This window comes from Streptomyces sp. NPDC046821, from assembly GCF_040645335.1.
Lineage (GTDB): Bacteria > Actinomycetota > Actinomycetes > Streptomycetales > Streptomycetaceae > Streptomyces.
This window is the reverse complement of sequence record NZ_JBEYYB010000010.1, coordinates 230,988-243,289: the sequence shown is the minus strand read 5'-3', so window position 1 is coordinate 243,289 and position 12,302 is coordinate 230,988. Positions and strand designations below refer to the sequence as shown.

Here is a 12,302-nt window from a genome sequence, read left to right as displayed (position 1 = left end):
CTCCCGTTCTGACCAGTCGGCCGGATCCGCTCCGGCCGGACGCCCCGGCCTGGTCCCCGCCCCCGGCCGTACGAGGGGCTAGGCTCGCGCGAGTACGTACGAGCGCCGTAACCGGGAGACACCCAAGATGGCCAAGAAGCGCCCCCAGAACAAGGGCAAGTCGCAAGTCGGCAGCGGGGAGATCCCGGTCGTCGGTGCCCGTGAACCCTGCCCCTGCGGGAGCGGCCGCCGCTACAAGGCGTGCCACGGGCGCGCCGCCGCGCACGCGGTGACCGAGCTGGTGCAGCGCCCCTTCGAGGGCCTCGCGGGCGAGTGCGACTGGATCGCCCTGCGGGAACTGGTGCCCGCGGCGACGGTCGAGCTCACGCTGAAGGAGAGCCTGCCGGACGGCGTCCCCTCGGTCACTCTCGCGACGGTGCTGCCGATGGCCTGGCCCGCGCTGCGCCGCGACGACGGTTCGATCCTGCTCGGTCTTCAGAACGACACCTCGTCGGGCGACCTGAGCCGCGACCTGGCCGACACCCTGCAGCGCGCACTCGCCGCCGAGCCGGGAACTCCGGTTCCGGCGCGCCGCGCGCCCGCCGAAGGCCCGCGCCTCCAGGACCTGCTGGCCCCGGACGCCGCCTTCGAGCCGGCCGTGCACACGGGCTTCGAGTTCTGGGTGCCGGACTCGGAGAACGCCACGCCCGAGGTGTCGGCGTCCCTGGAGCGGGCCAACGCGGCCGCCATCCCGACCGTGAAGCTGTCGGGTGTCGACGCCGCGTACTGGTGCGAGACCCCGGAGAAGAACCACCTGCGGTGGGTCATGCCGCACGCCGAGGAGAAGCTGCTCGACGCGCTCGCCCGGCTGCACGCCGCCGGCTCGTCCTCGCTCGGCGAAGGCACGCGTCTGGTCGGCTCGTTCCGGGCGCACGGACTGACCGTTCCGGTCTGGGACCTGCCCACCGGGATGAGCGCCGAGGACATCGAGAAGCCCGCCGCCGAGTTCGCCGAGCGGCTCGCCCCGGCCCTCGCCTCCGACGCCCCGCTGACCGTCGAGGAGCGCCGCGCGCGCGGTGGTCTCACCAACCGGCAGGTGACCCTGAGCTGACTGACGAGTCAGCTACGGAGAGGGCTGCGGAACGGGTGACTCCTGTCACAACTCCCCGTACCCGCAGGTAAATCCATGGACGAATAGCCGAGATCCAATTTGCTATCGGCCGATCTCTTGTTACCGTTCGAGTAGCCCGGTTGCTGGTGCATCCCCCGTCGCCAGCAACCGGGTCCTTCTCTTTCCGGAGCGTCCGCGCGGGTCTTGACCCTGGTCGCCCCCCGCTCCGGACTCTCCCAGGACACCTTCCCGGTCAGTGGCCTTCCGGCGTCGCCGCGTTGCTTCCCGACCTCAGGAGCAGCGGCCCCTCGTCCCCGGCCCCCGCGAACTCCGCCACCGCCGAGTAGTCGCCCGCCCCACCCGAAGTGCGCTCCCGCGGTGTGTCACACGTCCCCGGTTCGTCCCGCGCTCCCACCGCACAGTGCATCTGTACGGTGCGGCCGGCCGGCGCCATCAGCGTCAGGACGGAACTCAGCGGGGCCCCTGTCGCGTTGCGGTAGTAGGTCCTCGCCCATGTCTCCCGCCCCTGGGTGAGTACGCAGGTCTGTGCCTCGATGCCGTCAGGAGAGGAGAGTTCGGGTCCGCACCGGGCCGTGGTCACGATCCCGAGTCCGTCGATCAGAGTGGTGCCCGCCGGGTGCCGGTGCGCGGTGCCGTCGTTGGTGGCGTTGTCGGTGGCGGCCTGTCCGGAGTCCTTCGCAGGGGAACCGCCGGTCGCCCCACCCGGCTTGTCATCGATCTTGCCGGCGCCGGCGATGGCGCTGTTACCCGTGGTTCCCGCGACCTCGGCGACTCTGCGCGCGGGAGCCGTACCGGAGTTGAGGATGTCCTCCGTGGCGCTGTCGCGGACGGGTCCCGCGGAAGCGCCCGCGAGGGGGAGGAGAACGGTCAGGACGACGACCGTGAGAAGACCGGACAGACGGAGGCGCGAGTGGGGTTTCCCCTGCTCGAGGCTGTTCAAGAGCTTGGGGAGAGAGGGCATGGCGCCGAAGATATCGGCGCCGCCCCGTCACTCCCCGCCACGCGCGCCCAATTCCCCTACAACTCGGGGGCGCTCACACCCGTACGAGTGAGAGTGTCGACGACCACGTCCACCACGGCCTCCACGTCGGGTACCCAGGGGGCCGCCGAGCCGGGCAGTGGTGCGCGCTCCCAGCGGACCTGGCCGAGGCCGGTGTCCGACGGGGGCAGTGCGAGGTAGCCGCCTTCTCCGTGGAAGCGCAGCGACCCCGGCACCCAGTCCTGGGCGTAGAGGAGTTCGCCCAACTGCTCCATGGAGTAGGGCGCCACGAGGATGAAAACGCGCTCCGCGTTGGCGACGACCGGGCCGAGCCTGATGCCCGCGCGGTCGAACGCCGCGAGGGCGCGAGTGCCGGCGTCCAGGGGGAGGCTCACGGCGCAGGGTGCGCGGCCGCCGCTGCTGCCCGCGCCGGCACCCGTGGCCAGCACGATCGGCGCCGTCGGACGGTTGGTCCACCACCAGCGGACCATGCGCTCGTCGACCGTCGCGGCGAGCAGCCCCGGGTCGAAGGGGTGGGCGCCCGGCACCGTGCACTCCGGGTCGGGGCAGGCGCAGACGGCGCCGTCCTGGCGTCCCGACTTCTCGAGCCCGACGCCCGGGAGCACGGGCCACTGCCATGCGGTCGCGAAGGTCAGGGCCGCGCTGAACTGATCAGACTTCCCGTGGTTTCGCCTGGACAGGAGCCTGCGTCGCCTTCCGGGGATCTCGCGCATGAGCGCTCGTTCCTTTCCGTTGACCGAAGAGAACGCTATGGGCCACATCACACCATGTGCAGATCACTTCACTGAGCGTGCCTACCGGGGAGCGTCGCACCCCGGTCTGGATCTGGGGGAACCCCTATAGTCCGAGCGTCGGCCGCATGTTTGAAAAGGCTGGCGTGGGGTGGCGGTACCTGGCGTTTACCGTCGCACGTCTTGCTCGCCGCCTCCACCGCGGGAGGATGGGGCACGGTCGTCGGTGGTTAGGACGCCCGGGTCCGTCGCCAGGTTCCGGGCAGTTCCGAAACACCCCTGGCCTTCACCGAGTACGTACCCATCCCGACCGCTGTGACGCTCTGTCGAACGTTGTCAGTTGACCGCAATATGCCGTTACCCGAGGCATTTTTCGGCCAAGCTCGACCAGAGATCACAAATACCGCACGGGCCTCCTGGACACCAGGAATCCCAGCAGGACAATGCTGGACATCCCCTCACCAGTGCGTGTAGATGTGGAGACACTGCTGGCGGCGCAGAATCACATGGGGGTTTGCGATGCTTTTGCGCAATACGCACCGGTCGGAAAGCCGGACGCCATGACCGCCCCGCACTTTCCGAAAGTGGCCGGAATCGATTCAACGGTTCCTCCACCGGCACACACTGTCGCGCCCGCGTCACCCACGCCCGCGCCCCCTCCCTCCTCTTCCGCGGCCCCCGGAGCCCTGATCCAGGACCGGCTCGCCGGCTGGGTCTCCGACCTCACCACGCTGCACGAACTCACCGAACGGCTCGCCAGGACAGCCACTCTGGACGACGCCCTGCACGAAATGCTCCGCGCCGGAGCCGCCCTCGTCGGAGCGCGCCGCGGACTCCTCGCCCTGGAACCGGCCGACGGACTGGGCCCCGACACCACCGTGGGACTGGGCCTCGCCCGCTCCGATCTCGGCCACCTCGAAACGGTGCCGCGCGCCGCCACTTCGTACGGACAGATCCTCGACCGCGCGGAGCAGTCCGACAAGCCCGAGGTGCACGCGGATCTGCTGTCCGAGGACGGGCTCGATCCCCGCCACCGCGAGGTCGCCGTGCGCCTCGGATACGCGGCCAGCTTCGCCCTCCCCCTCGCCACGACCGCGGCCGGCCGGCTCGGCGCCGTGGTGTGGCTCTACGACGAGCCCGCCGAACCGGTCGAACGCCAGCGCCACTTGGTCGGTCTGTACACCCGCTACGCCACCGAACACCTCGCCCGAATGCTCGAACTGGAGCGGACGCGCGCCAAGTCCCGCACCATCGCGGAGGAGTTGCTGCCGTCGCGGCTCCCGCGGATCGCGGACGTCCAGCTCGCCGCCCGGCACCGCACCGGCCCGCGCGGCGGCGGCGACTGGTACGACGCGCTGCCCCTGCCCGAGGGCGCGCTCGGCCTCGCGGTGGGTTCCATCACCGGTTCGGGCGCGAGCGCCGTCGCCGCGATGGGCCGGCTCAGGGCCAGCCTGCGGGCGTACGCCGTCATGGAAGGGGAGGATCCGGTCGCCGTCCTCTCGGATCTGGAGCTGCTGCTCCGGCTGACCGAGCCGGCGCGCAGCGCCACCGCCCTCTTCGCGTACTGCGAACCCGCCCTGCGCAAGATGGTCCTGGCCGGGGCCGGGCACAGCCCGCCACTCGTGATCGGCGAGAGGCGGACGGAGTTCATCGAGACGTCACTGTCCGCGCCGCTCGGGATGCTGGCCTGCTGGGAGGCGCCGAGCGTCGAGTTCAGCCCGGAGCCCGGCGAGACCGTGCTGCTGTACACGGACGGGCTGCTGCACCGCACCGGCGACCCCATGGACCGCGCCTTCGCCCGGCTGCACGCGGCGGCCGTCGGTGTCCCCCGGACGATCCGCGACGACCCCGGCGCGATCGCCGACCACATCCTGCACACCGTCCTGCCGGACGGACTCGACGCGGCCGACAGCAACGAGGACGTCGTCCTGCTCGCCGCGCGCTTCGAGTGAGCGACGCGTAACCCCGAATTCCGCACGCTTCGAGTGACCGCGGCGCGTACCCCGGCGTCCGCGATCTCGCACCCCGGGCCCCCTCTCGTACGACCGTACGATGGAGGGGGTCCATCGTTGTACCCGGGCCGCACCCATGGCCGGGGCCGTATCGAGGAGGAACACGTGTCGGAGGAGCTCAACCCGGAGAACCCGGAGATCTCGGCGACCGAGGCCGAGGAGCCGATCAAGCAGCGCAAGAACGGCCTGTACCCGGGCGTTTCCGACGAGCTCGCCGAGAGTATGAAGTCCGGCTGGGCCGACACGGAGCTGCACGGTCTGGAGCCGATCGCGCAGGCGTCCGAGACGGCCGCCCGCCGCGCCGCGCTCTCCGCGCGCTTCCCCGGTGAGCGCATCGTCGTCCCCGCGGGCAACCTCAAGACCCGGTCGAACGACACCGAGTACGCCTTCCGCGCGTCGGTCGAGTACGCGTACCTGACCGGCAACCAGACGGAGGACGGCGTCCTCGTCCTGGAGCCGACGGCCACCGGGCACGACGCCACGATCTACCTGCTGCCGCGTTCCAACCGTGAGAACGGCGAGTTCTGGCTCGACGGCCAGGGCGAACTGTGGGTCGGCCGCCGCCACTCCCTCACCGAGGCCGGGCAGCTCTACGGAATCCCCGCGTCCGACGTGCGCGAGCTGGCTGCCCGGCTGGCCGAGGCGACCGGTCCCGTCCGCGTCGTGCGCGGCCACGACGCCGGCATCGAGTCCGCCCTGACCGACAAGGTCACCGGCGAGCGCGACGAGGAGCTGCGCGTCTTCCTCTCCGAGGCCCGCCTCGTGAAGGACGCCTTCGAGATCGGCGAGCTGCAGAAGGCCGTCGACTCCACCGTCCGCGGCTTCGAGGACGTCGTGAAGATCCTCGACAAGGCCGAGGCCACCAGCGAGCGCTACATCGAGGGAACGTTCTTCCTGCGCGCCCGCGTCGAGGGCAACGACATCGGCTACGGCTCGATCTGCGCCTCCGGCCCGCACGCCTGCACCCTGCACTGGGTCCGCAACGACGGCCCGGTCCGCTCCGGCGACCTGCTCCTCCTGGACGCGGGCGTGGAGACGCACAGCCTCTACACCGCCGACGTCACCCGCACGCTCCCGGTCAACGGCACGTACAGCGAGATCCAGAAGAAGATCTACGACGCCGTGTACGAGTCCCAGGAGGCCGGTATCGCGGCCGTGAAGCCGGGTGCCAAGTACCGCGACTTCCACGATGCCGCTCAGCGCGTGCTCGCGGAGAAGCTCGTCGAGTGGGGCCTCGTCGAGGGCCCGGTCGAGCGCGTCCTGGAGCTCGGTCTCCAGCGCCGCTGGACCCTGCACGGCACCGGTCACATGCTCGGCCTCGACGTCCACGACTGCGCGGTCGCGCGCACGGAGACGTACGTGGACGGCACGCTGGAGCCCGGCATGTGCCTGACCGTCGAGCCCGGCCTGTACTTCCAGGCCGACGACCTGACCGTGCCGGAGGAGTACCGCGGCATCGGCGTCCGGATCGAGGACGACATCCTCGTGACGGAGGACGGCAACCGGAACCTCTCCGCCGGGCTGCCGCGCCGCTCGGACGAGGTCGAGGCGTGGATGGCGCGGCTCAAGGGCTGATCACGCGCTGATGACGCTGTGGCCGGGCACCGTGTGGCGGTGCTCGGCCACTGTCATTCACTGGCTGGTCAGGCGGACACCAACGGCGCGTTCTCGCGCCACTTGAGGACCTTGTCGAAGCTGACCACCGCGCCGCCCCGGTCGGACCGGTTGACGAAGTGGACGTGGTCCGCGAGCTGCTGGATGAGACAGAGTCCGCGGCCGTTCTCGGCGTCGTCGGGAGCGGTCTTCAGGACCGCCGTGCCACGGGCGGGCGGCGCCGCGAAGCCGGGACCGGAATCGGCGACCTCGATGCGGCAGGTCTCGCCGTCGAGGTAGGCCGTGACCCGGTACGCACCCGCGCGGTCACCGGGGACGGGGTCGCCGCCGTGTTCGACGGCGTTGGCACAGGCCTCGGTGAGGGCGACGGACAGGTCGTACGAGATGTCGGGGTCGACGCCCGCGGTCTCCATGGTGCCCATCAGAAGACGTCGGGCGAGCGGAACGCTCGCGGCCTCGCGCCGCAAGTGGAGGGACCACCAGATGCTCATGCTCCAGCCTCCTGGCCGCGGCTCGACATACCGATACGTATTGCCGCGGCGGCTCCCGCACAATCGCACGGATCACGTGATATCGCCCATACGGCGGACGCGCGGAGCCGTGGCATCGGTGTACAGAGGGGGCCCATGGGGCGGGAGCACAGATTCGGGACCTTGCGGACCTGCCGTATGGGGTGGGTAAGCGCAGTGCGATGATGAGGCCGCCATGTCTGCCCCCCACCCGCGCGAGGCGCGTGCCGGCACGGATGTCCGGCTGCTGAGGGCCGCGGTGTTCACCGCGGTCTGCGTCGCGTTGTCCGCGGCGGGGCACGGGCTCGCCTCGTGCGCCGGCGTCCCCCTGTGGACGCTGGCCGTCGGGTTCCTCGCGGTGTTCTGCGTGGCGGCTCCGCTCGCCGGGCGCGAGCGCTCGATGCCGGGCATCGCCGCCGCTCTCGCCCTCGGCCAGACCGGTCTGCACACCCTCTTCGGCATGGGCCAGCACGGCACCATGCCGATGGCACAGGCGGCTCAGGAACCCTCGCTCGTCGAGCGCGCGGCGCGGCTCATGTGCGGCAGCAGCATGGCGGCGATCAGCCCCGCGCAGGCGCAGCGGATCCTCACGAACGCCGGGGTCGAACCCTCCTCCGGGGCGGCGACGCACCATCACCTCGCCGCCGACACGGCCGCCTCCATGCCCATGCTGCCGTCCCTGCCGATGCTGCTCGGGCACCTGCTCGCGGCGGTCGGCGCGGGCTGGCTGCTGCGTCACGGGGACCTCGCGCTCGGCCGTCTGGTCCGCCTCTCGGCGCACTCGGCCCGTTCGGCGCACGCGGTCGCCCAGGCGGCGCTCGCCCGCTCCCTGCGCGCCGCACTCGCTCTCGTACGGGCGCTCAGGGCGGGGCTGCCCGGGGCGGCCGACGTGGCGCCCCACGCGGTTCCGACCGCACTCCTCGTACCGCAGCCCCTGCGGACGACGGCACTTCAGCACTCGGTGATCAGGCGCGGGCCGCCCGCCGGCGACGCGTTCCGCCTCGCTGCCTGACACGACACCCTCCGGTTCCCGCTGAGCGGTTGTCGTGCGGCACGCGCGCGTGCCCGTCGAACGGCGCACGTACACCTCACCGTTCGTGGATCCGCCGGATCGATGGACCGATCGATTCCGCGTGATCCGCCGAAGAGCCAAAGTGGAGTGCTTTCTGCCATGAAGAAGATTTCCCGCGCCTCCGTCGTCGGCGGCGTCGCCGCGTCCGCCGTGCTGATGCTCTCCGTCCCCGCGTTCGCGCACGTCACCGTGGAGCCTGAGGGCGCCGCCGCCAAGGGCGGTTACGCCGTAGTGGACTTCAAGGTGCCGAACGAGCGCGACGACGCCGCGACCACCGTGGTCGAGGTCAACTTCCCGACCGACCACCCGCTGGCGTCGGTCCTGCCCGAGCCCGTCCCCGGCTGGACCGCGAAGGTCACCAAGTCCAAGCTCGCCAAGCCGATGGAGATGCACGGCGAGAAGATCGACGAGGCCGTCTCCAAGGTCACCTGGACCGCCGACGGCAAGGGCAAGGACGCGGGCATCCAGCCCGGCTACTTCCAGAAGTTCCCGCTCTCCATCGGAGCGCTGCCCGAGAACACCGACCAGCTCGTCTTCAAGGCGATCCAGACGTACGACAACAAGCAGGTCGTGCGCTGGATCGAGCCGCAGGAGAAGGGCCAGGCGGAGCCGGAGAATCCGGCGCCCACCCTGCAGCTCACCGCCGCGACGGACGAGCACGGGGGCGCCGCCGGTGCCACGTCGGGTGACGGCAAGGCGACCACGGCCGCCGACTCCTCCTCCACCTCCCCCGCCAACTCCTCCGGCAGCGACACCACCGCACGCGTTCTCGGCATCGTCGGCATCGTCGTCGGCGTGGCCGGCGTCGGCTTCGGCGTACTCGCCGGACGTCGTCGTACCAACAGCTGAACCAGCCGCGGGTAGGCACCGGGGTCGGCACTGAGCGCCGGCCCCGACGGCCGGCCGCCGACCCCGGTGCTCACCCGCCCGCCTCACATCTGGGACATTTCTCTATGCGCTCTCCTCGTATGACCCGTATGACCCGCATGACCGGTAAGAACCGCAAGACCGCGCTGCTCGCCGCCGGGCTCGTGGCTGCCGCGTCGCTGGCGCTCTCCGCCTGCGGCACCGGCGGTGGCGACGACAGCGGCAAGCCCGTCGTCGACGTCTCCACCGATGCCGGTACGCAGAAGGCCGCGACCGTGCTCGACAAGCCGTTCGCGAAGCCGGACGTCGTCCTCACGGACACCCACGGCAAGAAGTTCGACCTGCGCGAGCAGACCAAGGGCCGGCCCACGCTGATCTACTTCGGCTACACGCACTGCCCCGACGTGTGCCCCCTGACGATGAGCAACATCGCCGTCGCCAAGAAGGCCCTGCCCAAGGCCGAACAGGACAAGCTCCGCGTCGTCTTCGTCACCACCGACCCGGACCGCGACACCCCGGCCGTCCTCGGCAAGTGGCTCAAGGCCCAGGACCCCGACTTCATCGGCCTGACCGGCGACTTCGCCAAGATCCAGGGCGCCGCCCGCTCCATCGGCATCTCCATCGAGCCGACGACGAAGGACAAGAACGGCAAGCTCGTCTCGATGCACGGCACCCAGGTCATCGCGTTCTCGCCGAAGACCGACGGCGGGTACCTGCTGTACGGCGAGGACGCCACCGTCGACGACTACACCAAGGACCTCCCCAAGATCATCAAGGGGGAGCGGCCGTGAGGCGCGTACCTCTTGCCCTGGGCGCCACCGTGCTCGCCGCCGGGCTCGCCCTCACCGCGTGCGGCTCCGGCGACCCGTCGGCCTCGGCGTCCTCGTCCGCCGGCAAGCCCACGCTGAAGGTCGACGGAGCGTTCATACCGGCCCCGGCCGGCGGCGACATGGCGGCCGGGTTCTTCATCGTCCACAACAGCGGCGGCGCCGACACGCTGACCTCGGTAAGCAGCTCCATCGCCCAGCAGGTCACCCTCCACACCACCAAGGACGGGGTGATGAAGGAGCAGGCGTCCTTCCCGGTCCCGGCCGACGGCGAGCTCGACTTCGAACGCGGTGCCAACCACCTCATGTTCGAAAACCTGAAGCACACGCCGAAGGAGGGCGACAAGGTGTCCGTGCGACTCCACTTCGCCAAGTCCGGCACCGTCACGGTGACGTTCCCGGTGAAGGCCGCCACGTACAACCCGACGGCGAAGTCGGCGCACGCGTCCAAGTCGTCGGCGCACATGTCCATGTCGTCGGCGCACATGTCCATGTCCTCGCACGCGTCGCACACGTCGAACTGAGGGGCTGACCGTTCGTGAAGACCATCGCTCCCCGCTTCCGGCATCTGCTGTTGCTGCTCCTCGCCGTCACCGGCGCGCTGCTCGCCGGCGCCGCGCCCGCCTCCGCGCACGCCGCGCTGACCGGGAGCGACCCGAAGCAGGGCGCGGTGGTCGACCAGGCCCCCACCCGGGTCACGCTGACCTTCTCCGAGAACGTCGCCATGTCCGACGACTCCGTACGGGTCCTCGACCCGGCCGGGAAGCGCGTCGACACCGGGAAGGCGGCCTCCCTCGGCGGCACGACGTACGGCGTGAAGCTCCACTCCGGGCTCCCCGACGGCACGTTCACCGTCGCCTACCAGGTCGTCTCGGCCGACAGCCACCCCGTCTCCGGGGCGTTCACGTTCTCCATCGGCGCGCCCTCCAAGACGAGCGCGGCCCTGCCCGACCAGGCCGCGGGCGGCGGCGCCGTCGGCGCGCTCTACGGAATCGCCCGCTACCTGTCGTACGCGGGCTTCGTCCTGGCGATCGGCGGCGCCGCCTTCATCCTCGCCTGCTGGCCGCGCGGGGCGGGCATCCGCCCGGTGCAACGGGTCGTCGTGAGCGGCTGGATCACGCTCACCGGCGCGACCCTCGCCCTGCTCCTGATGCGCGGTTCCTATACGGGTTCCGGCGCGGTCGGCGACATCTTCGACCTCTCGCTCCTCGGGCAGGTCCTTCAGACGAAGCCGGGCGCGGCCCTCGTGTCCCGGCTCCTTCTCCTTGCCGCGGCCGCCCTCTTCATCGCCGTGCTGTTCGGTGCGTACGAGAAGCGGACCGACCCCAAGGAGAAGAAGGACCTCACGTTCGGGCTCGCCATCGGCGGCACGGTCGTGGCCGCGGGTCTCGCCGCGACCTGGGCGATGGCCGAGCACGCGTCCACCGGCATCCAGGCCGGGATCGCGATGCCCGTCGACGTACTGCACCTGCTCGCGGTGGCGGCGTGGCTGGGCGGGCTCACCACGCTGCTCGTCGCCCTGTACCGGGCGCCGTCGATCGAGGCGTCGGCCGTCCGGCGCTTCTCCCGGGTCGCGTTCGCCTCCGTCGCCGCGCTGGCCGCGACCGGGCTCTATCAGTCGTGGCGCCAGGTCGGCTCCTGGTCGGCCCTCACCGGCACGCGATACGGGCAACTGCTGCTGGTCAAGGTCGGGCTGGTCGCCGTACTGGTGGGCATCGCCTGGGTCTCGCGGAAGTGGACGGGACGGCTTTCGGAGTCGCTTTCGGAGTCGCTTTCGGATTCGCTCGCGACGGAGGGCGCTGACGAGGCTGAGGTCCTGGAGAAGGGCAGCGCTACGGAGGAGCCGGCCGCGGTGCCGGGCGATGAGGCGGGGACGGCTTCGGCTACTGGGGACGGCGACTCGGCCGGCGGCTCGGCTTCCGTCGAGGGCGACTCCTCGACGGCCTCAGCCTCCGTAACCTCAGCCACCACCACAGCCGTCGACGACAAGCGTTCCGCCCAGCTCGCCCGGCAGCGTGCCGCCCTGGCTGTCGCCCGCGAGAAGCGGGTCCGCGACTCCGATCCCGGTCGCTCCGGACTGCGCCGCTCCGTCCTCGCCGAGGCCGGTGTCGCCGTCGTCCTGCTCGCCGTCACGACCGTGCTCACCTCCACCGAGCCGGGCCGCACCGAGGAGCAGGCCGCGGCCGCCACCGCGGCGGCGGGCCAGCAGTCGGGACCCATCTCGCTGAAGCTGCCGTTCGACACCGGCGGCCAGAACGGCAAGGGCACCGTGCTCCTGGACGTGGACCCCGGCCGCACCGGCAGGAACGACATGCACGTCTACATCCTGGGCCCCGACAAGAAGCCGTTCGACATCCCGGAGGTGAAGGTCTCCCTCACCCTCCCCGCGCAGAAGATCGGCCCGCTCCGCGTCGAGCCGCCGCACATCGCCACCGGACACTGGAGCGCGAGCGGCGTGCAGATCCCCGGCGTCGGCAAGTGGACGATCGCCGTCACCGTGCGCACCTCCGACATCGACCAAGTAACCGTCACCAAGAACGTGAAGATCGGCTGAACCAC

General features: G+C 71.1%; 11 protein-coding genes. 8 read left to right on the top strand and 3 right to left on the bottom strand.

What is annotated here, in order from left to right:
- Nucleotides 1–127 precede the first annotated feature (127 nt).
- Nucleotides 128–1,090 (top strand): DUF5926 family protein, encoded by a 963-nt coding sequence (locus ABZ893_RS22110; RefSeq protein WP_361406376.1) that lies wholly within the window; start codon nt 128–130, stop codon nt 1,088–1,090.
- Nucleotides 1,091–1,343: 253 nt separating this feature from the next.
- Here ABZ893_RS22110 and ABZ893_RS22105 read toward each other — a convergent pair whose 3' ends face one another.
- Nucleotides 1,344–2,072, bottom strand: a complete 729-nt coding sequence (locus ABZ893_RS22105; RefSeq protein WP_361406373.1) for a hypothetical protein — start codon at nt 2,070–2,072, stop codon at nt 1,344–1,346.
- Between the two features lie 56 nt (nt 2,073–2,128).
- The gene (locus tag ABZ893_RS22100; RefSeq protein ID WP_361406370.1) at nt 2,129–2,824 is read right to left on the bottom strand and encodes a bifunctional DNA primase/polymerase; all 696 of its coding nucleotides are present in this window, start codon (nt 2,822–2,824) and stop codon (nt 2,129–2,131) included.
- A 461-nt stretch (nt 2,825–3,285) separates the two neighbouring features.
- Here ABZ893_RS22100 and ABZ893_RS22095 point away from each other — a divergent pair, with 461 nt between their 5' ends.
- Together ABZ893_RS22095 and ABZ893_RS22090 are read left to right on the top strand one after the other, a co-directional pair.
- Nucleotides 3,286–4,794: a PP2C family protein-serine/threonine phosphatase gene (locus ABZ893_RS22095; protein ID WP_361406367.1), complete on the top strand. Its 1,509-nt coding sequence runs from the start codon at nt 3,286–3,288 to the stop codon at nt 4,792–4,794.
- Nucleotides 4,795–4,959: 165 nt separating this feature from the next.
- Nucleotides 4,960–6,429, top strand: a complete 1,470-nt coding sequence (locus ABZ893_RS22090) for an aminopeptidase P family protein (RefSeq protein WP_361406364.1) — start codon at nt 4,960–4,962, stop codon at nt 6,427–6,429.
- Between the two features lie 68 nt (nt 6,430–6,497).
- Here ABZ893_RS22090 and ABZ893_RS22085 read toward each other — a convergent pair whose 3' ends face one another.
- Entirely contained in the window at nt 6,498–6,959 is a 462-nt protein-coding gene (locus ABZ893_RS22085) for an ATP-binding protein (protein ID WP_361406361.1), read from the bottom strand.
- A gap of 214 nt (nt 6,960–7,173) precedes the next feature.
- Between ABZ893_RS22085 and ABZ893_RS22080 the strand changes: the two genes are divergently transcribed.
- From ABZ893_RS22080 to ABZ893_RS22060, 5 genes are all read left to right on the top strand, one after another.
- The gene (locus tag ABZ893_RS22080; protein ID WP_361406359.1) at nt 7,174–7,989 is read left to right on the top strand and encodes a hypothetical protein; all 816 of its coding nucleotides are present in this window, start codon (nt 7,174–7,176) and stop codon (nt 7,987–7,989) included.
- 159 nt (nt 7,990–8,148) lie between these two features.
- Nucleotides 8,149–8,898: a YcnI family protein gene (locus ABZ893_RS22075; protein ID WP_361406356.1), complete on the top strand. Its 750-nt coding sequence runs from the start codon at nt 8,149–8,151 to the stop codon at nt 8,896–8,898.
- A 128-nt stretch (nt 8,899–9,026) separates the two neighbouring features.
- Nucleotides 9,027–9,707 (top strand): SCO family protein, encoded by a 681-nt coding sequence (locus ABZ893_RS22070; protein WP_361406353.1) that lies wholly within the window; start codon nt 9,027–9,029, stop codon nt 9,705–9,707.
- Nucleotides 9,704–10,267, top strand: a complete 564-nt coding sequence (locus ABZ893_RS22065; RefSeq protein ID WP_361406350.1) for a copper chaperone PCu(A)C — start codon at nt 9,704–9,706, stop codon at nt 10,265–10,267. The genes ABZ893_RS22070 and ABZ893_RS22065 overlap by 4 nt, the downstream gene beginning before the upstream one ends.
- Nucleotides 10,268–10,281: 14 nt before the next feature.
- Nucleotides 10,282–12,297, top strand: coding sequence for a copper resistance protein CopC (locus ABZ893_RS22060; protein ID WP_361406347.1), 2,016 nt, complete (start codon nt 10,282–10,284; stop codon nt 12,295–12,297).
- Nucleotides 12,298–12,302 lie beyond the last annotated feature (5 nt).